This is a genomic window from Acidovorax sp. T1 (assembly GCF_002176815.1).
Lineage (GTDB): Bacteria > Pseudomonadota > Gammaproteobacteria > Burkholderiales > Burkholderiaceae_C > Acidovorax.
Window position 1 is genome coordinate 3392226 of sequence record NZ_CP021648.1, and the last position, 26702, is coordinate 3418927.

The following is a 26702-nucleotide window of genomic DNA, read 5'->3' on the forward strand; positions in this document are numbered from 1 at the left end:
GGCTCTCAAGGGGCTGGAGCCGTCGCCGGGTGCACGCTGCCACCTGCGTGCCACAGTTGCACCAGCACCTGGCGCAGTTCTGCGGGCCGGAGGGGTTTGTAGAGCACGCGCAAGGTGTCGGTGCGCGCTTGCCGCAGGTCGGCGTCTTCGGTGTCGCCGGTCATGATGGCGGCGGGCAGTTCGGCGCCCCAGTGCTGGCGCAGTGCGTCGATCAGCTGGCGACCATTGGGCGCGCCGCCAAGGCGGTGGTCGGTGATGACCAGGTGGGGGCGCCAGCCGCCTTGGCCCAGTGAGGCGAATACCGCGTCGGCGTTGGCATGGACGCGGGCATCGCACCCCCACAGCTGGAGCAGGCGCGCGTAGCTGTCGCGCACCAGGGCGTCGTCTTCCACCAAAAGGATGCGGCAGCCCTGCAGCCCTGGCGATGCCTGCATGGATGCGCCATGCAGCGGGGGCTCGGCGGCTGGCACGAAGGGGGGCGCACCCTCGGCACACAGGGGCAGCTGGACATGAAAGGTGGCCCCGCGCCCGGTGCAGGAGCGCACACCCACTGGGTGGTCGAGCAGCTGGGAGAGTCTGCGGACGATGGCCAGCCCGAGGCCGAGCCCCTGGCTGCGGTCTCTTTGGGGGTTGTGCAATTGCACAAACTCATGAAAGACGCAGGCCTGGTCTTGTGGCGCGATGCCGGGGCCGTTGTCGCGGACCTGGATGACGCAGTTTGCGCCGCGCTGGCGCACGGCCAGCAGCACGCAGCCCCCTTGTGGGGTGTAGCGCAAGGCGTTGGAGAGGAAGTTGCCCACAATGCGCTCGAGCAGCATGGGGTCGCTGCGCACCCAGGCCCGCGAGGTATGGATGACGAGCGCAATGCCCCGGCGCTCGGCCTGGCTTTCGTAGGTTTCGCGCAGTCGCGTCAGCAGGGGCTGCAGTTCGACCGGGTTCAGCTGAAAGTGCACGCTTGCAGCGTCGAGCCGCGAGATGTCGAGCAGGGCATCGAGCAAGGCGCTCATGGCCTGGCTGCTGGCGTCGATGCGCTCGAGCAGCGTGGCGCGCTCTTCAGGTCGGGTTTCTTCTTTCAGGGCTGCGAGCAGCATGCTCAGTGCGTGCATGGGCTGGCGCAGGTCATGGCTGGCGGCCGCCAGAAACCGGGTTTTGTCGCGGTTGGCCTGCTGGGCGGCATCGCGCTGCTCGCGCAGTGCCTGGGTGGCTTCTTGCACGCGCTGCTCCAGCCGCTGGCGGGATTGTTCGAGTTGCCCGGCCATGCTGTTGATGTCTTGCGACAGGCGTGCAAATGAGGGGATGGAGCTGGAAGGCAGCCGGATGCCGATGTGGCCCGCGCCAATTTTTTGTGCCGCCTGGACCACGGCCTGGATGCGCTGGTCGATGCTGTTGCTGATGCGGCGCGCCATGATCCAGCCGCTGAGCAGCACCCCCGCCAGCAGCACCATGACCCGCAGCCCAAACTCGAGGAGTTCGGTCTGGATGCTGCGTGTGCTGACCTGCACAATGGCATGGCCTTGCAGGGTGCCGCTGCGCTGCGGGGACGCCCCTTCGGGAAGATCTTCGACGGCGAGCAAGGGGGTGCGCACCGGCTCCAGGTGGGCCACCCAATTTACATTGTGTTTACTGACCCCGCCACCACCGTTGCGCCGGGAGGCGTCCAGCATGGACTGCAGCGTGCCCGGGGGGATTGCACCGCCCTGCTCTTGCGCGTGGCGGGTTGCCAGCACCCGCCCGTCGGCGCCGATGATGGTGGCAGAGATCACCGACGATTCACGCAACACCCCTTGGGCGATGTTGTCCAGCGCCGACTGGTTGAAGGAGAATATTCCGTAGTCTGCCGCTACCGCCAGTTGCCGCGCCAGCAGTTGGGCGCGTTGCTGCAGCTGTGCCGCCAGGTCGGCGTCGCGCTGGCGAATCACGTAGACGCCCCACACCATGGCAAAGACCAGCACCGGCAGCATGGCCAACCACATCAGGCGCACACGCAAATCCATGTGGCGCCAGGCCAGCGGGCGCAGCAGCCGTGCAGCGATGGGGCCGGGCGTCATTCGCTGGCTTCCAGTGTTTGCAGGCGCTGCTGCACGGCGGCCTCTTCGGGCAGGTTGAGGCCCAGGCTTTCTGCCAGCGCGCGGTTGATGGCGATGCTGAAGTCGCGCGGATAGCGTGGCCCAGGCATGGTGCTGCCGCGCAACACTTGCCGCGCCACCTGGGCGGCTTCCAGCCCAATGTGGCGCGGCGTGCTGTAGGCGGCGGCCAAGGCACCGGCGCGCACATAGGCGGCCGAGTAACCGATGACCGGAACCCGTGACCGCAAGGCGGTGAGAAGCAGGTTTTGTGCCGTGGAGACGTTGATGACGTAGGGGTCTGGCAGCGCCAGCAGCACGTCTGAGGTGTTCAGGACGGACTGGAGCGCCGGGTACAGCTCGGTATCGCGGGCCGCTTTTTCCGTGACCATGGTCACGCCTTTCGTGGTGGCCAGCGTGCGCAGGGCGTCGAGGTCGCGCTGGTTGGTGGGCCCCACTACCAGGGCGATCTTGCGGGCGGTTGGCAGCAATATTCGTATCAGCTCCAGCTGGCGCTGCGGCGGCTGGTCGATGTAGATGGCGGAGATGCGGCGCGCGTTGCGCGGGACCGGACTCAATGCATCAAAGGAGGTGCGGGGCACCATGACGCTCAGCAGGGGCCAACGGCTTTCGGCCTGGGCGGCAAGGGTTGTGCGTGTGGCCTGCACCCCGACGGCCAGCACCATGAAGGTGTCGTCGGGCAGGCGCGCGGCTGCACCTTCGGCGCCGGGTGCGAGCAGCTGGATTTTGAGGCCCGGCACGGATTTGAGTTCGGTGCGCACGGCTTCGACGAACTCTTCGTAGGCCGCACCTTGGCCGCTGGTGACGATGCCCAGGGTGTTTGCCTGCGCGCAAAGGCATAAAAGCACCCCTGCGGTGCCCATGGCATACCTGAGCATGGTGGTGACGATGGTGCGGGTCACATTCGTGCGCCTCAGTATTCCACGCTCACGGAAACCCACACTTTGCGCAGCTCGCGTTGCAGCTCGCGGAATTCATCGGATTGCCCCAGGGGCTGGCGCCATCGGACGGCGACGTTCATGCTGGAGTCATTGAAGCGAAAGGAGCGCGCAACGCGCAGGGAGGCAAATCGTTGCGAGCCTGCCTGCGTGGTTTCGCCCAGCCAGCGCACGGGGCTCACACTGGAGTAGGAGAGCCCCGTGGACCACCCGTTGGACCAGGCATGCGAGACCAGCAAGCCCGTGCTGCGCCGCGCGATGGTCTCTGCGATGACATCGGGCGAGGCCTGGGGCCGGGCGAAGTATTGGTTCCAACTGACGATGGTGCCGCGGGCGGGGCGCCAGCTCAGCTGGTATTCAATGCCTCGGTTGGTTGCCGAGGCGTTGTTGCGCAGGTCATAGGCCGTGGCGTTCGGAATGTCGGTGGCGACCGATGGCAGCAGAACCAGACGGCCGGTGATGATGCGCGAGAGTTTTTCCTGGAACAGTCTGGCATCCAGCGTGAGGCCCTGCTCGTGCCATTGGCCCAGGTAAACCAGATCCCAGACGTTCACCTTCTCGGGCAAGAGTCCTCCGCTGGAGAGGTAGCGGATGTCCAGCGTTTTGCCTTCGCTGACGATGCGCCAATCAGCGCGTTGTTCAAAAAGACTGGGGGTGCGAAAGGCTGATGAGTAGCCCAGCTTGAGGGTGTGCTGGCTCGTCGGTTTCCAGTTGATGGCCAGCCGGGGCGCCCATTGCGCTGGGGCATAACTGTCGCGCTCAATGAGGCTGCCCAGGTTCAGGGTCCAGTGCGCGGAGGGTTTCCATTCTGCGTTGAGAAAGGCCGACGATGACGTGTTGGTTTGAGGGCTGCTGGTGTTGAACAGCTGCGACGAGGTGACCCTTTCCTGCCGGTAGCCCAGCCCCCAGGAGGCACGCCATTGCGATGAGAAGTCTTTGAAATGCTGGTAGTCGAGCGCGTAGCGGTTGGCTTGCCTGCGCCCGTCGATGCGCAGAGGGTCGCTGTCGAGCAGGGGGATTTCGAAACTGTCGTCTCCGCTGTCATGGGTGGAGGACAGGGTCAGGCTCCACTCTTGCCCCGGATCAACCGTCTGGCGGTAGCGGGCCTGAAACGATGCGGACTCGGCGACTTCGGTGCGCTCGGGGTCGCCCGCACGCGCTTCGAAGCCGGTACCCAGGTGGCCGCGGGTGATGCCGGAGGTGATGGACCATTCCTGGGAACTGGAGGGCTGGAATTCCGCACGCAGGTCCAGGTAGTCGGTGCGGTAGCTGTCGGGACGCCCTGACAGACCGTCGTCCGAGCGCTGGCCGGCGGCAATTCGCCACTGTGCGGCAGGCTGCGCATGGCCCCAACGGATGTGCCTGTCGGCCACGCCAGCGCTGCCCTGCACGACCTCTGCCCGCACGCCCACGCTTTGCGCGGCGCTGCGCGTGACGATGTGGATGACACCCAGAAATGCGTTGGCTCCGTAGGTGACGGAGTTGGAGCCGCGCTGTATTTCGATGTGTTCGATTTCGTCAAGGGGTACGCTCAGCGCACTCCAGTCAATGCCGCCAAACAGATAAGGGGCATACACCGAGCGCCCGTCCACATAAACCTGCATGCGCTGCGATATCTGCCCCGAGAGCCCGTGGTAGGCCACGACCGGTCGCCCCCCTGCCGAGGTGGCTACCTGAAAGCCAGGCACCCAGCGGAATACTTCGGTCAGATCGCGCGCGCCGGTCAGGCGGATGAATTCGCGGTCGAGCACGGTGAGGGCACCGGCAGCGTCTTCGAGTTGCTGGGGCAGTCGCGAAGCTGAATAGACATGCGGTATTTCGCTGAGGAAGTCGCGCTCCGACAGCTCGTAACCTGTGCTTTGCGCCCGGGCTGCCATGGTGACGCCGATACTCAAAATCAGGCACATCCCCCATGGGGGCTGGCTGCGGCGCAACATGCGGAAATGCTTCACGATGGGTCCAGGAATCCGGAAAATATTGAAATGAAACCTTGCTCACGCAACACTGTAAGCCAGCTTCATGCGCGAAGGCTGTAGTGAATGGCATCGCAGATGCGGTGCACGTCGTCTGGCGTGAGCGCGCCGTAAAGCGGCAGCACCAGCACCTCTGAGGCCACGCGGTAGGCGTTGGGCAGGTGCTGCGGGCTGGCGCTGGGCAGGTGGCGGTAGCAGTCGTAGTCGCTGCACAGGGGGTGGAAGTATTTGCGCGTGATGATGTTGTAGCGCTTGAGGCGTTCGTGCAGGGTGTCGCGGTTGCAGCCGGCCTGCTCGGCGTTGACGCGCAGCACGAGGTATTGCAGGCTGTCGGTGACGGCGCCAGGCATGGCGTGCAGGCGCAGGCCGGTGATGCCCGCAAGGCGCTGCTCATACACCTGGCGAATGGCGGCGCGGAGTAGGCGTTCAGCCGCCACGTGGCGCAACACCACGCGACCCAGGGCGGCTTGCAACTCGCTCATCTTGCCGTTGATACCGGGCAGGACAATTTCGTCTTCATTCTTGATGCCGAAGTTCTTGAGCAGGTCGATGTGCTGCTTGAGTTCGGGGTCGTTGACGGCCAGCGCCCCGCCCTCGGCGGTGTGGAACAGTTTGGTGGCGTGGAAGCTGAACATGGTGGCGTCGCCATAGGTTCCGATGGGGCGGCCGTTGATTTGCGTGCCAAAGGCATGGGCTCCGTCGTACACCACGCGCAGGCCGTGGCGGTGGGCTATGGCGCCCAGGGCGTCCACGTTGCAGGGCACGCCGTAGACGTGCACGCCCAGGATGCCGGTGGTGTGGCGGGTCACCAGGGGCTCTACGCTGGCGGGGTCGATGCAGAGTGTTTCCGGGTCAATGTCGGCAAATACCGGGGTGACCTTGTTCCAGCTGAGCACATGCGGCGTGGCTGGAAAGGTGAAGGGTGTGGTGATGACTTCACCCGTGAGGCGCAGCGCCTGGCAGGCCACGACGAGCGCGATGGTGCCGTTGTTGAACAGGCTGAGGTGGGGCACCTGCAGCCACTGGGCAAGCTCTGCTTCGAGGGCCCGGTGTTGGGCGCCGCCATTGGCGAGCCAGCCGCTGGCCCATACGTCTTGCAGCAGTTCTGTGTACTCGCCCAACGGCGGCAGCAGGGGCCGGGTAACGTAGATGGGCTGGGGGAAGGCAGAGGGCGGTGAAATCACGGAGGTACAAGTGTGAATGGCGCAGCGTTGTGCGCTGCAATGATACGGGGCGCTCAGCGGCTGGCCATTTGGCGTGCGGCCAACCTGCGGCGCAGGGGAAGCTCGAAAAACTGGTGCACCAGCAGGGACAACACCAGGGCACCGATGAGCGCGGCATAACCGGCCCAGACAGGAGGAGCGCCGCCCGCCGACCGGTACACGGCAAAGAGGCTTTGCAAGACTGCCCAGTGCAGGATGTAGAGGGCATAGCTGGCCTCACCCAGCAGCACCAGTGGCCGCGAACCGAGAATGCGTGCGGCCAGATGTGATGGCCCACTGCCTGCGCTGGCGTGCGCCAGGTGAAGAACGAGCAAGGCAAATAGCGGCGCTGCCAGGGAGTAAGCCTTGGCGCTGGCGAGCGTGTGCAGCCAGCCGGGGGTGGCGGGCACGGGCAGAAACCACAGGGCGCCGAGAGCAATCAATAGGCCCCAGAAAACCCAGGCCGAGGACAGCGCGGGGTTGCTGTCCGGCGGTCCTGGGGCTGCGGATGATGTTGGGCGCCAAAGCCCCCATGCCGCAACGCCGAGCAAAAATTCAGGCAGGCGCAGCAGGGGCAAGCGCTCCAACCACAATGCCAGCCCGGCTTGTGTGGCGGGGTCGCTTGCGCTGGCGACCAGAGCACTCAGGGCAGCAAACGCTGTGTTTTGTGCCAGCCATAAAGCGGCAACGACACCCCAGCCCCAGCGCCGCACACAGGCCAGCACCGGTGTGACAAGGAAGGGGAACAGGAGGTAAAAAAAAGCTTCTGCAGCGATGCTCCAGCCGGGTGCATTCCAGAGCTGCTGGATGTGGACGTCGGGAAACCAGGCTTGCAAGGGCACTAGCGAAAGAAGCCAAGGGAGGCCACAGGAGTCCAGCCGGCATTCGGCCCATGGGGTCAGCCCCAGGTGCCCCAGCCACAGCGCGCTGCCTGTGGTGAGCAGCAGTGCGGCAAGGTAGGTGGGATAGATGCGGTTTGCCCGGGCCTGCCAAAAATGAATATGGGCGTTGCGCCGGAGACCTGTTGCGTGACGAGGGCAGCTTTCAGAAGCGAAGGCGCGGGCATAGGTGTGCGCCAACACGAAGCCACTGAGCAAAAAGAAAAAGCCCACACCGGCGCCGCCGGTGGTGACCCAAAACGAAAGCCATTGCCCGTGCCAGCTGTCGTCGCGCGCGCCGAGCGCATCCACCACGGCGAAGTGCATGAGCAACACTGCAGCAGCGGCAAAAAAGCGGGCGCCGGTGAGCGCCTCCAGACGCGGGGCTGGATATCCACTTGGGGCGGTTTTTGCCACGGGGGTGTTACCGAGCCATGCTGCTGCACGCCGGGATGCGATGCGCTGGGACACCCATCGATGGGCGGTTAAGGATGACCTGCATAACCCTCTGATGGACAACAAGGGGCTCAATTGGCCCAGTAAAAACGAAATTTCTCAACCCCTTGCAGCAACGACGCCATCTGCAATGTGAGGCCCAGAAGCAGCAATGGAGAACGAATCTGCCGAAGGGCGTTTCCGAAGGGTGTCGCATAAACCAAAGCCCATCCGATCAGCAAAAAAGCAAGCTGGAAGTAGCGGCCTTGCACGCCCTGAATGACTGCCGAGCCTGGCGGCGAAAAGGTCAGCCAGAAGGCCAGAAATATGAGGGACGTGAACAGCGCGGCAAGTGCCGCCATGAACGCAGAGGCGCGCAAATCGCGGGGCTGATGCCCGTCCACGGTGGCTATTGCCAGCATCGTCGCCAATCCGGCCCAGGAAAGCGCCGTTGACGCAAGGGTCATGAAGGGCGGCGGATAGCCGCCCATCCGGCCCCATCCGTCCAGCCACATAATGGGTAGTTGATGGGTCAGGCTGTGAACAAAGTATGCCAAGCTGGTAACGGGAGCCTGAAAAATGTTCAGCAAGACCGTCTTCGGGACGGCTCCCGTTCCCCAATAACGCCCCGGCATGAATGGATAGGCGGCATTCCAGGCCAGCGTAAGCGCCAGCCCTACAGCCATTGTCGCTATCAAAAAAACGTTTCGCCTGCGGCGGCCACCAAAATGCCGCTCAGGCACGAGCAGTGCCATTGCTCCCAGCAGCAAATAAATCGGTTTGAGCAAAGACAAGGCTATCAGCATCAGCCCCAAACCCAGGCATCCGCGGCGTGACAGGCTTGTCGTTGTATCCAGGCGCAGCCTCAGGCACCAGGCGAAGAGCAAGGCCGGCAAGGCGAAATTGAGCGGGTCGGCGCTGACTGACGCTGCCAGATGCAGCGCGGGAGCCGTCAGCGCAAGCAGCACCAATAGGCTCCGCCCGCCGGGAGCCACCCAAACCGCTGAGGCCATGAGCGCGAGATACACCAACAGGTTGGCCATTCGGCCGGCGATCATTTGCTCAAAGACTCCGCCCCCCCATTGGCGCGCGGCAGCAATGCCCGTGGCCTGGGGCAGGTACACGAGCGGTGAAAAGGTGGCGCTGCTTGGAAACGATGCCTTGACCATGCCCTGGCTGTTTTCAAGCGCTGCCGAGACTTGCCTTGCCTGGCTGAGGCTGAACGCGGATGCGTTCTGGAAGTGCGCATTTGCCCAACGGGCGAATTCCAGTGCAGCGAGGTCTATATTGCCGCCGTAGTCTTGCCGTCCATACCTGTCCGCAAACCATTGGCCATGCGAAACTTGCACGGCCCGTTGCCAGTGGTAGTCCTCGTCTGGTGCGTTCAGTGCCGGCTGCACGACGCACATCACCATGCCGACACACACGGCAAGGACCATTGCCAGAATCGCCCAGGGGCCTGGATGTCGGTTGGCGTGTGCGCTGTTGGCGACAGGTTTTTCGGATCCAGGCCGGGCGGATTCGGTGGCGTGAATCGTCATATGCATTGCAAGCATCTCATCGCTATTGGCCTCTTTCGGTGGGGCCCGACCAGGGTCGCGCAGGCACCCCCACGGCCGTACTGTTGCCCGGAAGATCGCACACCACAGCAGCCCCGGCACCGATGACTGCATTGGCGCCCACACTGACACGGGGGCGAAAGCAGGCCCCGGTGCCGACATCCACCGCCTCGCCCAGCGTGACCGCCCCGGCCATGTGCACCCCTGGCCCCAGGCTCACGTAGTCGCCCAGATGGCAGTCGTGGCTGATGGTGCAAGCGAGGTTGACGCTGTTGTGGGCACCCAGGGCGGTCTCGACATTGATGAGGGCGCCGGCAAACACCACGCTGCCCTGCCCTACGCTGGCCCCTGTTGCAACCCAGGCGCAGGGGTGCACCAGGGTGGCAAAGCGCAGCCCCGGGTGCTGCTGCAGCAACCGGGCTGCGATGCTGCGGCGGGCCTGGGAATTGCCTACGGCAATGATGCAGTGCGCATCCGGGTGGGCGGCCAGCGCCTGCTCGCTGTTGCCCAGCAGCGGCGCTGGCAGGGGCTTGGGGTGCAGGGCCAGGGCCTGGGGGTCGGCCATGAAGCCGAGCAACTGCCAGCTGCCTGGCCGCGCCTGGTTGATGTCGTGAACCACTTGCGCCACTTCACGCGCGTGGCCACTGGCGCCAAAGATGAGAAGGGGTGTCATGGCGCAGGATGCTCCGCCAGGGTGACCGGCAGGCCAAGGCGGGTTGCCACCGCGCGCAGGATGTGCTGGCGCTGGCCGATCTGCCGCTCGGGGGCGTAGAGCTGGCGCGTGAAGGCTTGCCCGGCGCTGCCGATGCTGGCCAGCATGGCGGGCTCCGCATGCAGGCGGCGAATGGAAGTTTCGATTTGCACCGCCAATGGGGCGGGTGCCTTGGTGTCGAGCAGCAGCATGGATGTGCCATCGATATAGCCAGGGTTTTGCTGCAGGGTGTCTGTGGCCATGACCGCAACGCCGCACAGGGCGGCTTCGACGCAGCCGCCGGTGGGGAAGCCGTCAAAGTTGCCTGGGTGCAACAAGAACGGCTGATTGGGCGAGACGATGAGGTCCATGCCTGCATAGAACTGGCGCAGGGCCGTGGTTTCAAGGCGGCCATGGAAATGGATACGGTTCTCAAGAGCGCTGACGTCGATGCCTTGCGCAGTGAAGCCGCCGCCGACGATGTGCCAGCGCAGCTCGGGGCAGTCGGCCAGGGCCAGGGCGGCGGCGATGAATTCGGGGTAGCCTTTGTTGGCGCCCAGGGGCATGTAACACTCGGCCACGAAGCAGATGTCGAGTGTGGTCTTGCCCTGGCCGAAGGCAGGGGCGCGAGCGGAACCATCGGCATCAAAATACAGCGGGTTGACCACCACGCCGTCGATGCGGTGCAGTGGAGGCAGCGCGAGACCCCGCTGGGCAGTGAAGCGCTGCAGGTAGTCTTGCGTGACAGGCTGGGTGACGATGATGGCTTGCAGCAAGGGGCTGGCCAGCACGGCGGCCAGTTTGGCGTCGCTTTCAGGTTCGTCCAGGCCGAAGCCGCCGCCCGGGTAGAGGGTTAGCACAAAGGGGATCTGGTGCTGCTGCAGGGCGGGTAGGAACTGGTGTGCGTTGTTGAGGAAGTTCAGATAGGCCAGCCCTGCCCCGGCCAGCCAGCTGGGCGCGTAGGGGCGCACCCGGCTGGCCAGCGCCGGATAGCGCTGGGCGTAGCGGGTGTGCTCTGCAGCAAAGTTGCCCAGGGTGGACAGCACCGACAGCTGCGGGAAGGCCTTGAGGTGGGCGTTGTATTCGGCCACCCTGAAGCCGGTGAGCAGGTTGGGGAAAAAATCGTCGAGCACCAACCAGGGTGCTTGCGTGGTGACGCCCAGCCCCTGCGGCGGCTCGACCATGTCGCTGAGGGGAAAGCGCGCACGGGGCATGACATGCAAGGTGGCGATGTCGTCAGCCCAGAGGTGGAAAGTGGCATCGGTGTAGTGCTCGACATCGGCAATGCTGGCGGCCAGCACAGTGAGGGCGTAGTCACCATGGTGCTGGTGCACCGGGATGTCAAAGGCGAGCTCGAAAACTTCGCCCGCTTGCCATGCGCGGGAATGGATTTCGGGCCGGTCGGCACTGTGGCCGCCCAGAACGTGCTGGTTTTGGCGGTTCTTGATGTGGTAGGACACCACGAGATCACGGCAGGGTTGGCGCACTTGCAGGCGCAGGCGCAGGTGCAGGGTGTCGCCGTATTGGGCGCGTGCTTGCGTGCCGAACATGCTGCCAGCGCCCCAGCCTGCGGCCAGCAGGGCGACCGTGCCGGTGCCTACGCCCGTGCCCACAGCTGACTCAAGGAGTGCGTCACTGCCCTGCTCTTCCTGGACCTGTGGCAACACCGCCGGCTCCAGGGCCTGGGCGGCGTTGGCCTGGCGGATCCAGTCGTGGTCGTAGTCGCGCGTGACCTCGGGGGTGGGCCCTATGGCGCGCACCTGGCCATGGTCCAGCCAGAGGGCGCGCTGGCACAGGGCCTTGACGGCGGCGATGTCGTGGCTGATGAACAGCAGGGTGAGGCCGTCGTCCAGCATGCGGCGCATGCGGGTCATGCACTTGGCCTGGAACAAGGCATCGCCCACGGCGAGCGCTTCGTCGACGATGAGGATGTCTGGGTTGACATGCACCACCACGGCAAAGGCCAGCCGCACATACATGCCGCTGGAGTAGGTCTTGACGGGTTGATCGATAAAAGGACCGATGTCGGCAAAGGCGATGATGTCGTCCAGCCGCTCGGCAATTTCGCGCTGGCTCAGGCCCAGGATGGCGGCGTTGACGGTGATGTTCTCGCGGCCCGTAAAGTCGGGATTGAAGCCGGTGCCCAGTTCGAGCAGCGCTGCAATACGCCCCCGCACCTCGACGCTTCCCGCACTGGGGTTCAGGGTGCCACAGATGATTTGCAGCAGGGTGGACTTGCCTGCGCCGTTGCGGCCAATGATGCCCAGGGTTTGTCCGCGCGCCAGCTCGAAGGAGACGTCGTGCAAGGCGGCAAACTCGCGATAGTAGTTTTTGCGCCCGCGCCACAATGATTGCAGCAGGCGGTGGTGGGGCTTGTCGTACAGGCGATAGATTTTGCCCAGGCCCTGGGCACGGATGGCCCAGTCGGTGGATTGCGCTTCAGATGACATCGGCAAATCCCTTGCGTGCACGCTGAAATATCCACCCGCCGGCCCAGAGTGCGGCCAGGCTGGCGACGGCGTGCCAACCCCAGAGTGCCAGTGGGATGCCCGTGCCCTTGATCAACAGGTTGCGTGTCACCTCGATGGGCACGGTGAGCGGGTTGAACAACAGCCATTGCTGCCAGCCTGCCGGCGCACTCTCCAGGGGATAAAAAACAGGTGAAAGAAACAGCAGCAGGGTGGCCACGAAGCCTGTGAGTTGGGCCAGGTCGCGCAGGTACACCGTGAGTGCTGCCAGCATGAATGAAACCCCCGCAGCAAATGCCAACAGAGGCAGCCAGGCCAGTGGCCACAGCCAGGCGGTGACCGGCAGACCCTGCGTGAACTGAAGCGCCAGCAGCAGTACGGCTGAGCCTATGAGGAATTGCACCAGGGCCGTGCCCACCACGGCCAGGGGCAAGAGTTCGATGGGAAACACCACCTTCTTCACGTAGCTGGGTTGGGCCAGTACGGCCGCTGGAGCGCGCGACAGGCATTCGCCCACCAGGCCATGCAGCAGCATGCCGGCGAACAATGACAGGGCAAACGCAGCGTTCACGCCCTCTTGCCCCACCCGACGGACCGGGGTGAATACGTAGCCGAAAACAAACAAGTACACCGCCAGCATGACGCAGGGCAGCAAGAGGGACCAGACCAGTCCGGCCAGGGAGCCACGGTAGCGGCTGGCAACGTCACGCTGCACCAACTGTCGCAGCAGGAATCGGTGCCGCAAGACCGTGCGCAGCAGGTTGAGGGGAGAGGCCGACGCCAAAGGCGCCGCACTGCGGGCAAGAGGGTTCACGAGGCAAGTATCTTTGTTTTTACAGGGTTGGAATCGGGTATGGCTTGCGTCGCAGGAGAAAGCGGCGCATCACCGAGCAGCTCTGCCGCGACTTCTGCGACCCATGCAAATCCGGCCCCGGCGTTGTCGAGGAATGGATCGTTCCAGGCGATGCCTGAAGCCGGCACCACGGACATGGTCTGAGGGGCTTCGTCGAAGTCTCGGGTAAGGGCCAGCAAGGCTTTGGCAAACCCTTCTGGATTGGGAGGCTGAGCCACCACCAGCGAGGGCGACACCCTGGAGAGGTCTTTGTTGGCAAAGCGATTGGTGACCACCCTGGCGCCGAATGCGGCCATTTCAAGCGGCGGGTAGCTGGGGTGCGGGGAAACCATCAGGGAAAAGCCGACAGCGGTGCGGCACAGCAGGTCGGCATAAGCCTCGATGCCGAGTTTGCCCACGCTGTGCAGTTGGCAGCCATTGCCCAGGTCAATGGGCGCAAAGTCTTCACCCGCCGCGAGAATGCGCCACTGACTGGCCTGCGGGTATTGGTGCGCCCACAGGCGCAGGGCGGCAACGAGCAGACTGAAGGCGTTGCGGTCGGTGCCAGGGCGACCATACGCGAGCAATATGCGCTCTTTGTGAAAGGTTTCGCAGCGTGCACGCACAGCGGCGAGCGCGGGATTGAGCTGGGGCTGCAGCACTTTGCTGCTGGAGAAATGATGGCCTTGCGCAGTGAGGTAGTCGGCCAGCCAGTGGGAATTGATGATGGCAAGGATTCTTTCGGGCTGCGCATAAGTGGCCTGGGCCAGAAGGTAGCGTGACGACCATGGGTAAAAGCCGGGCTCATAGTCCTGGATAAGGTAGAGCATGCGCCGCTGGATTGTTTCAGGGTATTGGGCCTGTTGCCAATCGAGCAGTGCCAGCGCGTTGTGCGCAGTCCACCAGGCGGTGGCCATGAAATAGTCCTGGGCATGGACGGCCAGGGTTTGTGCCCAGCGTGAGCCTGCGGGGACGATGTGGTTTTCGGGTATTGCATCGCCGGCCATGGGCACGATGGGCCAGTTGCCGTAGTAGGCCTCGGCCCGCGGCTCGGGGGTGGCTTCGTCGGTAACAACGATGCGTGCCTGGTCAAAATGCGGGCGCAGCGCATCGAAAACCTGCAAGGCGGTGGCGATGCCGCCAAAGACATGGCGCTCGGACACCGCGGGCACCAGCAAGTTGAGCCGAGTGCCGCCCTGCGCCTGTGCAATGCGCGGCACCAAGGAGGTGACCTCTGGAATCTCGTGCCCTGAAGATGCCTCGGACACCACCTGTTCCTGGTGGTAGGCGCGGGCCAGTTTGCGCAGCCCGTTTTGCACGGGCTGGTAGCGCGCCAGGCGCGCCAGCCCCCAGGCGGCTGCCTGGATGAGAGGATTGGCCATTTTTTGCTTACTCCCGCCCAATCGTCAGTGCGCGGGGCCACGGCGTTTCGGGAAACTTCGGCTTGGGGCTGGTGGCAAGTGGATCCAGATTGGGGTTAAAAAACGGGTCGCCCGCAAGCCGGTAGGGTGCGTACTTGAGCGCAGACTGCTGGAAATCGACCTCAGGCACATGGGGACTGCGTGTCTTGCTCTCGAAATGATAAAGCCTGGCGGCAGGCAAATAGACATTGAGCAGGCCCTGCTTGTGCGCACGGATACCCAACTCCACATCGCTTCCACAGATTTCAAACGCCTCATCAAACCCACCCAGCACGTCAAAGCGCTCGGTGGCAATGACCATGCAGGCCCCGGTGTTGGCCAACACATTGCGCGGCACGACACTGGAAATGAATGGGGTGGGGTAATGCTGTACCTGCTCGGTCTTGAAGACATGGTCAGCCCAGCCGCCCATGCCAACAACGACACCGGCATGCTGGATGGTGTGGTCGGGGTACAGCAGGAGTGGGCCCACGGTTGCCACGTCAGGCAAAAGCGCGTGTTCTGCCAAACGCAGCAGCCAGTCGGGCGAGATGATTTCGGTGTCGTTGTTCAAAAACACCAACACCTGGCCCTTGGCCTGGCTGCGGCCGATGTTGTTGAGCCGAGACCAGTTGAAGGGCATGTCCGCAGGCAGCACGCGCACGCGGGCATCTTGCGTGAGTTGCTCGAAACAGGCCTGGGTGGCAAGCTCGGTTGAGCCATTGTCGAGCACCAGTATTTCATAAGCCAACCCCACTGTGTGGCGGTGGATGCTCTGGATGCAGGCTTGCAGCAGCTCTGCCTTGTCTTTTGTGGGAATGATGATGCTGGCCAGCGTTCCCTCTGGCAACAAGAACCTGGGCTGGTACACAAAGGTGTAGTCACTGTCTTCTACCCGGTCAAACTGCGCGCCGTAACGGGCCGAAAGGTGGCGCGCCACGGCCTGCTTGCCCGCCTCGTGGGCGTAGGGTTTGGACTCGGGGCTGGAGGCTGTGGAGGCGGCATGCATGCGCCAGTGGTAGAGCACCTCCGGAATGTGCGCAAATCTTGCGCCCTGCAAGGCCAGGCGCAGCACGAGGTCGTGGTCCTGGCTGCCCTGGCTGCCCTTCAAGAAGCCCCCGATGGACTGGAGCAAAGTGCGGCGCACGCACATGATGTGCCCGACATAGTTTTGCGACCATTCAAGCACCGGTGACCAGTCGGGCTTGAAAAGCGGCAGGCAGCGCTGCCCCTGCTCATCGAGCTTGTCTTCGTCGGAGTAAATGCAGTCGGGAGCTGATGGTGCGTTGCTGGCTTGCGCCAGGCGCAGCAGTGCGTGGGGGGCGAGCTGATCATCATGGTCCAGAAAGACGACGAACTCGCCCTGCGCAAGCGCCAATGCATCATTGGTGGCATGGACGATGTGCCCGGATGTGCTCCGGTGTACGAGCTTGATGCGCCGTTCGGGGCCATTTTGCAGCGCCTGGAGGTATGCCAAGGTGTCTGCACGCCCCGATGCGTCGTTGCAAATACACAATTCCCAGTTTTCATACCACTGGGCGCGCACAGAATCGACCGCTGCTTGCAGAAATGCGATGGGCGTGTCGTGCACGGGCATGATGATGGATATCAACGGTTGGCTGGGAAGGTCTGCAATGCATTGAGATGCCTGCTGGTGCAAGCTTTTCAGATGGACCGCTTCGGACTGCAACCATTGACCGTAGGCTGATGTGGCGCTGGCTGTTTGAGCCAGCTTACTGCGCCTCACAAGCTTGCGCACCAAGGCCTGCGGCTTGCGGCGCAAAGTGCGCACATGCCTTCCTAGAGCACGCAGAGGGGTTGTGAGGCGCCAGGAACGCGAGGCTTGGATTTGTTCGGCAACGGATTGCCAAGACTGCGCCTGCGCCTGCGCCTGCCAATGCACGGCCTGCGCCTGGGACTGCTGCGCCTGCGCCTGCCAATGCTCGACCTGCGCCTGGGACTGCTGCGCCTGCGCCTGCCAATGCTCGACCTGCGCCTGGGACTGCTGCGCCTGCGCCTGCCAATGCTCGACCTGCGCCTGGGACTGCTGCGCCTGCGCCTGCGCCTGCGCCTGCGCCTGCCAATGCTCGACCTGTTCTGACAGGTGAGACTCATGGGCCTGCGTCTCGTCCAAGGCAGCGCGCAGGGCATCTACCTGTTGCACCCAGCCTGTTTTTTGCCGCTCCAGCTGCTGTCGGGCATGCTCATGGCGAATAAAGCGTGCAAGGTAATGCAGCCGGTCGATGGCTTCCGGGGGAATGCGCTGGCCTTCAGACGCCCATTTTTTTTGAAAGCTGCGCAGTATCCAGTAGGCTTCGGCATGGTTATGCAGGGCTCCACCCAGGATGGTGTTGCGACCGTGCAGCCGGTAGTCCAGAAGCGGCTCATCGGCAAGAAAATGGAAGGCTTTTGGCTTTGCGCCTGCCACTCTCAGCGCATAGTCCCAATCGGGCACAAAGCGCAAGCGCCGGAAATTCCCCATCTTCTGCCAGAGCGCACGGGACATGAAGAAGTTGGAAGTGGAGACAGTGAAGTTGCCCCAGAGCAAGACATCGACCGCGGGATTTTGAGCGCTTGCCGGGCACGCGTACCAGCGTTGCAGAACATCTTTGTACATGGTGTTCCACCAGTGTTCTGTCGGCAGGGGCTCACCGTGCGCATCAATGAGACGCAACCCCGTGACGATGAATACGTCACTGCCTGCGGTCTGGGCGACATCCACCAGGCGCTGCAAGCGGTGCGGTGCATAGCGGTCGTCTGAGTTCAAGACTGCAAGGTAAGGCGCTTGGGCCATTGCCAGGCCGCGGTTCAGGGTGGCGTGCGAGCCGGCGTTTGCTTGTGTGTGCAACTGGATCCGTGCATCGCCGCACCGGCCAATGTAGTCCTGCAAAACCGCCCAGGTGTTGTCGGTTGAACCATCATTGATGACGATGAGCTCCCACTGGGTGAACGTTTGCGCGCGCACACTCTCGATGGCCTCGACCACATAGCTGGCGTGGTTGTAGGCGGGAAGGACTACGGTCACAAGCGGTGCTGTATCCGTGGGGCCAGCGGTTATCGGGAATGTATCTGTCATGTTATTTTGAAGTGTGAAGAGCTTGTCAGCAAACCGGGTCTTGTTTAGAACCACGAGGTCCTGCTCGGCCACGCAATCCGTCCATCAGGCCCTTCAGTATCTGCCCAAGATGCCGCCGCCGCGGCGCAGTCACCAGCACATGGAACCCCATCTTGAGCAGCAGTCGCCAAGCAGAAACCAGTTTCCAGTTCATGGGTACCCAGGGTTCCCGGTAGGTAAGCAGGGCGTTGCGGACGTGAAAATAATGCCGCTCCGGCGCATGGGAAAGGTACTCGCGTCCCAAAAAATGCACTGGGCTATCGCCCAACTGGTGCTCCAGCCGGGCCGAGCACACGCCGTAGACTGAATAACCCGCATGCCGGGCGCGCAAGCACCATTCGACATCGACAAAATCGATGAAAAAGTCTTCGCGCATGTCACCCACCTGGTCGAGCACATGCACGGGGATGAGGCACCCGGAGGCAATGAGATGGTCCACCATCAAAACCTCTTGCGCGGCGCTGCAGTGAAGTCTGCGCCGCCTCAACCCCTGGATGCGCACAAAAGGCGAGGAAGCCGTACCGCGGCGAGGGTCTGCATACCAGGGCCCGACGGCTCCCGCTTCGGGATGCTGCAGCAGGCCCTGGAGCAATGCGGGCACCATGTCCGAAGCCGGTTGACTGTCCTGGTCCATGAGCAGGACATGGCTAGCGCCCTGTTCTTTGGCCCATGCAATCCCATGGTTCTGGGCACAAGCTATGCCGAAATTTTGCCCCAAGGCCAGAACCTGTATGGCACTGTGCGCAGAGTGCCGAATCCATGCAGGCAGGTCGGTGCTGGAACCATTGTCCACCAGCACTATAGCTTGCACTTGCGGTTGCAATTTAGTTAGTTGCTGCGCCAGAAGGGCAAGTTTTGGCTGGTAGGTGACTACTACAGCAACGACTGTAGGGTCTGAACTCGTGTGACACACATCCATAATCATTCGCGGCGCACATCGTTGATCAGCAGTTTTTCATACTGGTTCGTGATGTTCTCCCACGTGTAGCGCGCAGTGACGATCTCCCGGGCGGCCTGCATACGTTGGTGCAAGACGACTTGCGGCATGTGGGCAATTGCCTCCATGGCTGAGGCGATTTCATTGGGCTGACGGAAATAGTCGGCCCCATCGTCGCCAAGTACTTCACGGTTGAACGGGTTGTCGTGGGCAATGACAACATTGCCGCACCCCAGAGATTCCAGCAGCGATGGATTGGTGCCGCCCACCGAATGCCCATGCACATAGGCCCGAGCGCCCAGGCGCAGGGCCTGCAAAGTGTTGGCGTCGTAAATGGCGCCCAAAAACTTTACTCCGGTTACCTTACAGGCCCGAAGGACCTGGCAATAGGGTGTGGCGCGGGTATTGTCGCCAACGATGGCTAACGGCAGATTTCCACCCCACTGGCGATACAGCTGGTAGCCCTGCAGAATTTCGAGCAAATGGTTTTCGGGTTCGAGCCGGGCCACCACCAGAAAGTAGCTGTCATGTTGCAATCCCTGGGTCGCCAAAATCAGTGCGTGAGACTCTGACCCAGCGCTTGGCTCTGGCACAACGGGTGCACCGTATGCCAGATAGCTGCATGTGGCCCCACGAGGGTACTGACGGCGAAAACGCTCAGCGATCGCTTGGGCATCGGCAATAATGCGTGTGGCCGTGCGGCTGGCGACCCATTCCATGGTGCGCAAATAGCTGCGCGCCAGCCAACTCCACTTGCTTCGCGCCCATTCGATTCCATCGACGTTGATCCACATCGAGATGCCATACCAGCGCGGCAGGAAACATGCAAAAGCTGCGCCATAGCCGAGCATGTACACCAAATCGAAGCGACGGCGCGCATGCCAGAGGCAACGTACGTCGTATCCTATGACGGAGGCAGGCCCCCAGCGTGGTACGGGAACGGGTTGAACGCTTACCCCCTTCCAGACGCGGACTTTCTCGTCGCCACGGTCGGATTCGGCGTACACAGTCACTTCAAAGCCACGCTGCACCAATTGCACGGACAACTGCTCAGCAAAAGTTTCAAAGCCACCATACTTCGCCGGTATGCCGCGTGTCCCCAAAATGGCGATGCGACATCCTTGCTGGTCCGTTGAGCCATTGCACATGCTCAAAGGTCAGCCTGACCCAGCGTCTTGCCGGTCAAGTCCTTCGCAGACAGCTGAGGGGCAGTGCCCACATCTGGCCACTGGATGCCCAGCGTCGGATCATTCCACGCAATACACCGCTCATGCTGCGGGGCGTAGTAGTCAGTGGTCTTGTAAAGAAAATCAGCACTCTCGCTAAGCACCAAGAAACCATGCGCAAAGCCCGGCGGCACCCACAGCTGGCGGTGGTTGTCGGCGCTCAACTCCACTCCCACCCACTGCCCGAACGTGGGCGAGCTTTTACGGATGTCGACTGCCACATCAAACACGGCGCCCTGCACCACGCGCACCAGTTTGCCCTGGGGCTGCTGGATCTGGTAGTGCAGGCCACGCAACACGCCTTTGCTGCTGCGGCTGTGGTTGTCCTGCACGAACTGGTGGTCGGTCCCGGTGGCTTCGTTGAAGGCGCGCTGGTTGAAGCTTTCGTAAAAAAACCCGCGCGCGTCGCCGAACACCTTGGGTTCGATCAGGACAACATCGGGAATGGCGAGGCGAGTGGCTTGCATACAGGTCTCAGTAAATTTTTTCTTCGGCGACGCGCAGCAGGTATTGCCCGTAACCGTTCTTGCTCAGGGGCTTGGCCAGGCGCTCCAGTTGCACTGCGTCAATCCAGCGCTGGCGCCACGCAATCTCTTCGGGGCAAGCGATCTTGAGCCCCTGACGGCGCTCGAGCGTGGCGATGAACTGGCCGGCTTCGAGCAGGCTGTCGTGTGTGCCGGTGTCGAGCCAGGCATAGCCCCGGCCCATGATTTCCACGTTGAGCCGGCCCTGCTCGAGGTACAGGCGGTTGAGATCGGTGATCTCCAGCTCGCCACGCGGCGAGGGTGCCAGGGCCTTGGCCAGCTCGACCACCTGGTTGTCGTAAAAATACAGCCCCGTGACGGCATAGCTGGACTTGGGCGCCACGGGCTTTTCTTCGAGCGAGAGCACTTTGCCGGCGGCATCAAACTCGGCCACGCCATAGCGCTCAGGGTCATGCACATGGTAGGCGAACACGCTGGCGCCCTCTTGGCGCTGCATGGCGTTGGCCAGCAGCAGGTGCATGTCGTGGCCATAGAACAGGTTGTCACCCAGCACCAGCGCGCTGGGGTGTTTGCCGATGAAGTCTTCGCCAATGATGAACGCCTGCGCCAGGCCGTCGGGGCTGGGCTGCACGGCGTATTGCAGGCGAATGCCCCACTGGCTGCCGTCGCCCAGCAGTTGCTCGAAACGCGGCGTGTCTTGCGGCGTGCTGATGATGAGGATGTCGCGGATGCCCGCCAGCATGAGGGTGCTGAGCGGGTAATAGATCATGGGCTTGTCGTACACCGGCAGCAGTTGCTTGCTGATGGCCAGCGTGGCCGGGTGCAGGCGGGTGCCGGAGCCGCCGGCGAGGATGATGCCCTTTCGGGTGGTTTCTGGTGCGGTCATGGGGTGCTTTACAGAATCTCGGTGAGCATGCGCGCCACGCCCTGCTGCCAGTGGGGCAGCGTGAGGCCGAAGGTGGCTTGCAGCTTTTGCGTGTCAAGCCGCGAGTTGTGCGGGCGCCTGGCCGGCGTGGGGAAGGCGCTGGTGGGCACGGGCGCCACATCAATTGCTTTTATTTTGATAGCTGCCTGCGCTTGCTGCGCCTTGGCTATCACGTATTTTGCATACATATGCCAGTTGGTCTCGCCACCGGCCACCAGGTGGTACAGGCCGGCATCCTGAGGGCGGGCCTGCAGTTGCCGAAGGGCGTGCGCGGTGACGTCGGCCAGCAGGTCGGCGCCAGTAGGTGCGCCCCACTGGTCGTCGATGACAGTGAGACGCTCGCGCTCTTGCGCGAGGCGCAGCATGGTCTTGGCGAAGTTGCCGCCGCGTGCGGCATACACCCAGCTGGTGCGCAGGATGAGGTGTTTGGCACCCGACTGCTGGATGAGTTGCTCGCCCTCCCACTTGGTGCGGCCATAGACGCTGAGCGGCGCGGGGGCATCGGTTTCGACCCAGGGGCGGCTGCCGCTGCCGTCAAAGACGTAGTCGGTGCTGTAGTGCACCATCCAGGCCCCCAGGCGCGCAGCCTCTTCGGCCAGCACGCCCGGCGCGGTGGCGTTGAGGGTGCGGGCAAAGTCGGGTTCGCTTTCGGCCTTGTCCACGGCAGTGTGGGCGGCGGCATTGACGATGATGCCGGGGCGCAGCGCGCGCACCGTGTCGGCAAGGCCTGCGGGGTTGCTGAAATCGCCACAGTGCTCGGTGCTGTCGAAGTCCAGCGCGGTCACGTTGCCCAGCACCGAGAGGCTGCGCTGCAGCTCCCAGCCGACCTGGCCGCCTTTGCCAAAGAGAAGGATGTTCATGCGCTGGCGCCCGCGTCCTGATACTGCGTCTGCACCCACTCGCGGTAAGCGCCGGTCTGCACGTTGGCCACCCAGTTGGCATTGTCGAGGTACCACTGCACGGTCTTGCGGATGCCGGTGTCAAAGGTCTCGGCAGGTTTCCAGCCCAGTTCGCGCTCGATCTTGCGGGCGTCGATGGCGTAGCGGCGGTCGTGGCCGGGGCGGTCTTTCACGTAGGTGATCTGGGTGCGGTAGCTTTGCCCGTCGGCGCGGGGGCGCAGCTCGTCGAGCAGGGCGCACACGGTGTTGACGATGTCGATGTTGGGCTTTTCATTCCAGCCACCGACGTTGTAGGTCTCGCCCAGCCGGCCCGCCTGCAGCACACGGCGGATGGCGCTGCAGTGGTCGCGCACGTAGAGCCAGTCGCGCACCTGCATGCCGTCGCCATACACCGGCAAGGGCTTGCCCGCGAGCGCGTTGACGATCATGAGCGGGATGAGTTTTTCCGGGAAGTGCAGCGGGCCGTAGTTGTTGCTGCAGTTGGTGGTGAGCACGGGCAGGCCGTAGGTGTGGTGCCAGGCGCGCACGAGGTGGTCGCTGGCGGCCTTGCTGGCCGAGTACGGGCTGTTGGGTTCGTAGCAGTGCGCTTCGGTGAAGGCCGGCGCATCGGCCGTGAGGGTGCCATAGACCTCGTCGGTGCTCACATGCAGGAACTTGAATGCTTCTTTATTGATAGCTGACAGCGCTTGCCAGTAGTGCCTCACAGCCTCCAACAGCCTGAAAGTGCCCAGCACGTTGGTCTGGATGAAGTCTTCGGGGCCGTGGATGGAACGGTCCACATGCGATTCGGCGGCAAAGTTCACCACGGCGCGCGGCTGGTGCTGGGCCAGCAGGCGGGACACCAGCGCGGTGTCGCCAATGTCGCCCTGCACGAACACATGGCGCGCATCGCCTTGCAGGCTTTCCAGATTGTGCAGGTTGCCCGCGTAGGTCAGTTTGTCGAGATTGAGCACCGGCTCGTCGCAGGTGGCGAGCCAGTCAAGAACGAAGTTGGCGCCGATGAAGCCGGCACCGCCGGTGACAAGAATCATGAAGTGACCCGAGAAGACTGCCTGGTGGCAAAACCCTGGATTATCCCATCCACTCCTGGCACGCACGTAACCAGGCGCTGCACAGGGTGCGGCGCTTGCCGCGCCCTGTCACCGGGCGTCATCCTCTACACTTTTAGAGCGTATTTACGCTCTTAGGAGCACACGCCTGCACCTGCAGCCCCGTGCGGCGTAAAGTGCAATTTTGTGCCAGCGGCAAGGGATGACCTGCATCACCCTCGCGCGCCGGTGGCAGTGCGGATCGCCCGAGGCCGCGCTGCCACCGGCCGCAGGGATTCATGCAGGTCATCCCAGGGGCCCCTGGCAACCCACTCACACCCTTAGCGGAGGTTCCATGGTCAAGAAAGTGCAAAAGATCAGCAACGACAAGAAAAAGAGCGACGCCCAACTGTCCAGCACCGTCAAGGATTCGGCGCAGCAGATCTGGCTGGCTGGGCTGGGGGCTTTTTCGAAGGCGCAGGAAGAAGGCGGCAAGGTGTTTGAAGCGCTGGTCAAGGAAGGCCTGACCATCCAGCGCAAGACGCAGGCCGTGGCCGAAGAGAAGCTTTCCGAAGCCACCAGCCGCGTGACCACCATGGCCAGCGACATCGGCTCCAAAGCCCAGGGCCAGTGGGACAAACTGGAGAACATCTTTGAAGAGCGCGTGGCCAAGGCTCTTGGCAAGCTGGGCGTGCCTTCGGCCCGGGATATCGAGGCCCTTCATGCACGCATCGAGGCACTGGCCAAGGGGGCAGGCAAATCCGCCCCCGCAAAGACCGCCGCGAAGCCGGTTGCCAAGGCGGCCACCCAAGCCAAACCCGTCAAGCAGGTGGCAACCAAGGCCGCCGCGAAAGCCACGTCCGCCAGGAAGGCTGCGGCAAAACCCCGCGCTGCCGCCACCCCCAAGGCAACCGCTGCACCGGACGCATCTTCTGCCACCTGAACCCTTCATGCGCCCCGTGCGCACGCCGGGGCCCGGCATCTGGATGGAAGCGACTGACACGCCCCTGCGTGCAGTCGCTTTTTTCTTGCCCTCACATTGCGCCACCGCAGCACCGCGAAAGGACGCATGCGCCCGCAGGCCGCACCGGCGCTGCACTCCGATGCTGCATTGCAGCAAAAAAGCTGGGGTAGAGTAGCCATGAGAGCGCAAGAAACAACGACATGAAGGGGGCACGCATCCATGGTGAAGAAAGCGCCGCGCCGCACTGCCGAACGCATCCTGGAAGTCTCCCTGGACCTGTTCAACCGGTTTGGCGAGCCCAACGTTTCCACCACGCTCATCTCGGCCGAGCTGCGCATCAGCCCCGGCAACCTCTACTACCACTACCCGGCCAAGGACGAGCTCATCAATGCGCTGTTTGACCGGTATGAACACGCGCTGAACGCCCTGCTCGGCGCCAGCGACAACGTGCGCAACGTGGAAGACGCCTGGTTCTTCACGCACACGCTGTTTGAAATCATCTGGCAATACCGCTTCCTGTACCGTGACCTCAATGACTTGCTGTCCAAGAACCGTCGCCTGGAAACGCATTTCCAGACCATCCTGAAAAACAAGATCCGCGCGGTGCGGGCCATGCTCGATCGCATGGGCCGCGCAGGCGCCTTGCGCATCGATGCCCACGACCAGGAGACCACCGCCACCAGCATGGTGGTGGTGCTGACCTACTGGCTCAGCTTTGAATACGTGCGGGACCCGCGCCGTGCACTGGAGCCCGAGAGCACCCACACAGCACTGCAGCGGGGAGCGCACCATGTGCTGCACCTGCTCATGCCATACCTTGAAGACGAACAGCGGGTGCATCTGCAAAGCATCGCGGGCGCCCACGCACCGGCGATCGGCTGACCACCATGGCCCACCCATAAAACCCAGGAGACGCACCATGGCCCATTGGACCCCTTTCCCCCACGCTGGTGACTACCGGTTTGATGCGGCCAGCGTCAGGCAGCAGTGGAGCCGGCTGCACGCTGGCGACGCCGAGCCCTGCCCCCAGGATGCCGCCGTGCTGCAGGCCTGGGCACTTTTTCACAACGGCGAATTCGAGCAAGCGACGGCGGCGGGCCTCAGCGCAGGCGGGCCTGGCATCACGGTGGCCAACAAGGCCACCGCGATCTACGCCAACTACCTTGAGCCCAGGGAGAAGACGCGCCTTGATCTGTTCATGCAGGTGGCCGTGCGCGCCGAGGCCCAGGCGGCACAAGAGCCCGGGAACGCCAGCGCCTGGTACTGGCATGCCTACGGCCTGGGCCGCTACAGCCAGGGCATCAGCGTGGCCAAGGCGCTGGCGCAGGGGCTGAGCAGCAAGGTCAGGAACGCGCTGGAAAAAGCGGTGGACCTGTCACCCCGGCATGCCGATGCCCGCATTGCGCTGGGCACTTTTCACGCAGAGGTGATCGACAAGGTGGGCGCGCTGATTGGCGGGATGACCTATGGCGTCAAGAAAGAAAAGGGCCTGCAGCTGTTTCGCGAAGCCTTGCGGATCCACCCAGGCTCTGCCATTGGCCTGATCGAATATGCCAATGCACTGGTGATGCTGGAAGGCGACCCCAAGATGCAGGAAGCCACGCAACTCTATGAAAAGGCCGCGGCCATCGAACCCCTGGATGCGAGAGAGCGCCTCGACGTGGAAATGGCGCGCATCGAACTGCAGGAAGACTGAGCCCAAAAACGGCAGTTGACCGCTGCGTAAGCTTTGCCAAGCTGCATGAAATCAACGGTTGATGGCTCCGATGGGGTTCACCCCCTGGGTGAGAGCGCTATGCACCCCCCTTACCGCTGCACGGGCGCCCCGGTTCAGCCGAAACGCCGCGCGGCGATCTCCAGCAGGCCGTCAAAAATGAGGTTGTCCACCAGCTCGAACGGGCGCGTCATGCTGGGCGCCATCTTCCAGCCGGCGCCACCGGTCATCACGCAGGCAGGCTCGGTGCCGCAGTGGGCCATCACATGCTGCACCATGCGCTCGACCGCACCGGCAATCGCGTAGGTGCCGCCACTGGTCAGTGCATCGCTGGTGTTGGTGGGAAAAAGGCGCACCTCGCCCGTGGGCACATGCAGGCCGGCGGTGCCGGCCTCCAGGGCGCGCAGCATGATGCCGTGGCCCGGCAGGATCAGCCCGCCCAGAAACCGCCCGTCCGCATCCAGGCATTCCACGGTGACCGCCGTGCCCACCATCACCACCACGATCGGGCGCGCAGGGCCTTTTGCCAGCACATGGTGGCGGGCGCCGATCATGGCCACCCAGCGGTCCGAGCCCAGGCGCGAGGGGTGGTCGTAGCCGTTGACCACGCCCGCCTCTTGCGCCGACGACACCACCCACTGCGCCGGCACATCCCACAGTTCCATCTGGTCTTGCACGCGGCGCTTGACGGCGTCGCCCGCCACCACGCAACCCAGCATTCTGGATGGCACCGGCAGGTTGGCCCAGGAGCCTTCGGCCAGGCGGTCGATGTTGTCCAGAAATTCGGCACCATGCGCCAGCAAGGCTGCGCCCGGGCGGTGAGCGTCGTACAACGCCCATTTGAGACGCGTGTTGCCGACGTCGATGGCCAGAAATGTCATGCGGCGGATTATCCCGAGTTTTCACGCGGGCCCGTTCGCATGCCGCAAAGGCGCGTGACAAGCCCCCC

21 protein-coding genes are annotated in these 26702 nt (G+C 63.4%); 3 read left to right on the top strand and 18 right to left on the bottom strand.

What is annotated here, in order from left to right:
• Positions 1-5 precede the first annotated feature (5 nt).
• From CCX87_RS15815 to rfbB, 17 genes are all read right to left on the bottom strand, one after another.
• Positions 6-2048, bottom strand: coding sequence for a hybrid sensor histidine kinase/response regulator (locus CCX87_RS15815; protein ID WP_087747659.1), 2043 nt, complete (start codon positions 2046-2048; stop codon positions 6-8).
• Complete coding sequence (locus CCX87_RS15820) at positions 2045-2986, bottom strand: ABC transporter substrate-binding protein (protein WP_087747660.1); 942 nt, start codon at positions 2984-2986, stop codon at positions 2045-2047. Before CCX87_RS15820 ends, CCX87_RS15815 begins: the two co-directional genes overlap by 4 nt.
• Before the next feature lie 11 nt (positions 2987-2997).
• Complete coding sequence (locus CCX87_RS15825; protein ID WP_088132865.1) at positions 2998-4959, bottom strand: TonB-dependent receptor plug domain-containing protein; 1962 nt, start codon at positions 4957-4959, stop codon at positions 2998-3000.
• An 80-nt stretch (positions 4960-5039) separates the two neighbouring features.
• Entirely contained in the window at positions 5040-6179 is a 1140-nt protein-coding gene (locus tag CCX87_RS15830) for a DegT/DnrJ/EryC1/StrS family aminotransferase (RefSeq protein ID WP_087747662.1), read from the bottom strand.
• A 53-nt stretch (positions 6180-6232) separates the two neighbouring features.
• Positions 6233-7492, bottom strand: a complete 1260-nt coding sequence (locus CCX87_RS15835) for an acyltransferase family protein (protein ID WP_143218317.1) — start codon at positions 7490-7492, stop codon at positions 6233-6235.
• A 110-nt stretch (positions 7493-7602) separates the two neighbouring features.
• Positions 7603-9051 (bottom strand): DUF2142 domain-containing protein, encoded by a 1449-nt coding sequence (locus tag CCX87_RS15840; RefSeq protein ID WP_157667138.1) that lies wholly within the window; start codon positions 9049-9051, stop codon positions 7603-7605.
• 22 nt (positions 9052-9073) lie between these two features.
• Positions 9074-9742: an acetyltransferase gene (locus CCX87_RS15845; RefSeq protein WP_087747665.1), complete on the bottom strand. Its 669-nt coding sequence runs from the start codon at positions 9740-9742 to the stop codon at positions 9074-9076.
• A complete protein-coding gene (locus CCX87_RS21690; protein ID WP_087747666.1) occupies positions 9739-12210 on the bottom strand; it encodes an ATP-binding cassette domain-containing protein in 2472 nt (823 codons plus the stop codon). The genes CCX87_RS15845 and CCX87_RS21690 overlap by 4 nt, the downstream gene beginning before the upstream one ends.
• Entirely contained in the window at positions 12200-13042 is an 843-nt protein-coding gene (locus tag CCX87_RS15855; protein ID WP_087747667.1) for an ABC transporter permease, read from the bottom strand. Before CCX87_RS15855 ends, CCX87_RS21690 begins: the two co-directional genes overlap by 11 nt.
• Positions 13039-14442 carry a rhamnosyltransferase WsaF family glycosyltransferase gene (locus CCX87_RS15860; protein ID WP_087747668.1) on the bottom strand — a complete coding sequence of 468 codons (1404 nt, stop codon included), beginning with the start codon at positions 14440-14442 and terminating at the stop codon, positions 13039-13041. The genes CCX87_RS15855 and CCX87_RS15860 overlap by 4 nt, the downstream gene beginning before the upstream one ends.
• Positions 14443-14449: 7 nt before the next feature.
• Positions 14450-17485, bottom strand: coding sequence for a glycosyltransferase (locus tag CCX87_RS15865; RefSeq protein WP_198314727.1), 3036 nt, complete (start codon positions 17483-17485; stop codon positions 14450-14452).
• A gap of 76 nt (positions 17486-17561) precedes the next feature.
• Positions 17562-18500 (bottom strand): glycosyltransferase family 2 protein, encoded by a 939-nt coding sequence (locus CCX87_RS15870; protein ID WP_087747670.1) that lies wholly within the window; start codon positions 18498-18500, stop codon positions 17562-17564.
• Entirely contained in the window at positions 18497-19660 is a 1164-nt protein-coding gene (locus CCX87_RS15875; protein ID WP_087747671.1) for a DUF1972 domain-containing protein, read from the bottom strand. Before CCX87_RS15875 ends, CCX87_RS15870 begins: the two co-directional genes overlap by 4 nt.
• A 2-nt stretch (positions 19661-19662) precedes the next feature.
• The gene (rfbC, locus tag CCX87_RS15880; protein ID WP_087747672.1) at positions 19663-20205 is read right to left on the bottom strand and encodes a dTDP-4-dehydrorhamnose 3,5-epimerase; all 543 of its coding nucleotides are present in this window, start codon (positions 20203-20205) and stop codon (positions 19663-19665) included.
• Positions 20206-20212: 7 nt separating this feature from the next.
• Positions 20213-21109: a glucose-1-phosphate thymidylyltransferase RfbA gene (rfbA, locus tag CCX87_RS15885; RefSeq protein WP_087747673.1), complete on the bottom strand. Its 897-nt coding sequence runs from the start codon at positions 21107-21109 to the stop codon at positions 20213-20215.
• Positions 21110-21117: 8 nt separating this feature from the next.
• The gene (rfbD, locus tag CCX87_RS15890; RefSeq protein WP_087747674.1) at positions 21118-22008 is read right to left on the bottom strand and encodes a dTDP-4-dehydrorhamnose reductase; all 891 of its coding nucleotides are present in this window, start codon (positions 22006-22008) and stop codon (positions 21118-21120) included.
• Positions 22005-23078: a dTDP-glucose 4,6-dehydratase gene (gene rfbB, locus CCX87_RS15895; protein WP_087747675.1), complete on the bottom strand. Its 1074-nt coding sequence runs from the start codon at positions 23076-23078 to the stop codon at positions 22005-22007. The genes rfbD and rfbB overlap by 4 nt, the downstream gene beginning before the upstream one ends.
• Before the next feature lie 352 nt (positions 23079-23430).
• Between rfbB and CCX87_RS15900 the strand changes: the two genes are divergently transcribed.
• The 3 genes from CCX87_RS15900 (at position 23431) to CCX87_RS15910 (ending at position 25735) form a co-directional block, all read left to right on the top strand.
• Positions 23431-24018 carry a phasin family protein gene (locus CCX87_RS15900; protein ID WP_087747676.1) on the top strand — a complete coding sequence of 196 codons (588 nt, stop codon included), beginning with the start codon at positions 23431-23433 and terminating at the stop codon, positions 24016-24018.
• Positions 24019-24258: 240 nt separating this feature from the next.
• A complete protein-coding gene (locus CCX87_RS15905) occupies positions 24259-24921 on the top strand; it encodes a TetR/AcrR family transcriptional regulator (protein WP_087747677.1) in 663 nt (220 codons plus the stop codon).
• A 37-nt stretch (positions 24922-24958) separates the two neighbouring features.
• A complete protein-coding gene (locus CCX87_RS15910) occupies positions 24959-25735 on the top strand; it encodes a tetratricopeptide repeat protein (protein ID WP_087747678.1) in 777 nt (258 codons plus the stop codon).
• Positions 25736-25869: 134 nt separating this feature from the next.
• Here the strand turns inward: CCX87_RS15910 and CCX87_RS15915 are convergent, their stop codons facing one another.
• Positions 25870-26634, bottom strand: coding sequence for a type III pantothenate kinase (locus CCX87_RS15915; RefSeq protein WP_087747679.1), 765 nt, complete (start codon positions 26632-26634; stop codon positions 25870-25872).
• Positions 26635-26702: the final 68 nt, after the last annotated feature.

What these genes read in the sequence shown, in the direction of transcription:
- CCX87_RS15815 (WP_087747659.1), bottom strand. Translation starts at nt 2,048, where the DNA reads ATGACGCCCGGCCCCATCGCTGCACGGCTGCTGCGCCCGCTGGCCTGG.
- CCX87_RS15825 (WP_088132865.1), bottom strand. Translation starts at nt 4,959, where the DNA reads ATGTTGCGCCGCAGCCAGCCCCCATGGGGGATGTGCCTGATTTTGAGT.
- CCX87_RS15840 (WP_157667138.1), bottom strand. Translation starts at nt 9,051, where the DNA reads ATGACGATTCACGCCACCGAATCCGCCCGGCCTGGATCCGAAAAACCT.
- CCX87_RS15845 (WP_087747665.1), bottom strand. Translation starts at nt 9,742, where the DNA reads ATGACACCCCTTCTCATCTTTGGCGCCAGTGGCCACGCGCGTGAAGTG.
- CCX87_RS21690 (WP_087747666.1), bottom strand. Translation starts at nt 12,210, where the DNA reads ATGTCATCTGAAGCGCAATCCACCGACTGGGCCATCCGTGCCCAGGGC.
- CCX87_RS15860 (WP_087747668.1), bottom strand. Translation starts at nt 14,442, where the DNA reads ATGGCCAATCCTCTCATCCAGGCAGCCGCCTGGGGGCTGGCGCGCCTG.
- CCX87_RS15870 (WP_087747670.1), bottom strand. Translation starts at nt 18,500, where the DNA reads ATGATTATGGATGTGTGTCACACGAGTTCAGACCCTACAGTCGTTGCT.
- CCX87_RS15875 (WP_087747671.1), bottom strand. Translation starts at nt 19,660, where the DNA reads ATGTGCAATGGCTCAACGGACCAGCAAGGATGTCGCATCGCCATTTTG.
- rfbC (WP_087747672.1), bottom strand. Translation starts at nt 20,205, where the DNA reads ATGCAAGCCACTCGCCTCGCCATTCCCGATGTTGTCCTGATCGAACCC.
- rfbA (WP_087747673.1), bottom strand. Translation starts at nt 21,109, where the DNA reads ATGACCGCACCAGAAACCACCCGAAAGGGCATCATCCTCGCCGGCGGC.
- rfbD (WP_087747674.1), bottom strand. Translation starts at nt 22,008, where the DNA reads ATGAACATCCTTCTCTTTGGCAAAGGCGGCCAGGTCGGCTGGGAGCTG.
- rfbB (WP_087747675.1), bottom strand. Translation starts at nt 23,078, where the DNA reads ATGATTCTTGTCACCGGCGGTGCCGGCTTCATCGGCGCCAACTTCGTT.
- CCX87_RS15900 (WP_087747676.1), top strand. Translation starts at nt 23,431, where the DNA reads ATGGTCAAGAAAGTGCAAAAGATCAGCAACGACAAGAAAAAGAGCGAC.
- CCX87_RS15905 (WP_087747677.1), top strand. Translation starts at nt 24,259, where the DNA reads ATGGTGAAGAAAGCGCCGCGCCGCACTGCCGAACGCATCCTGGAAGTC.
- CCX87_RS15910 (WP_087747678.1), top strand. Translation starts at nt 24,959, where the DNA reads ATGGCCCATTGGACCCCTTTCCCCCACGCTGGTGACTACCGGTTTGAT.
- CCX87_RS15915 (WP_087747679.1), bottom strand. Translation starts at nt 26,634, where the DNA reads ATGACATTTCTGGCCATCGACGTCGGCAACACGCGTCTCAAATGGGCG.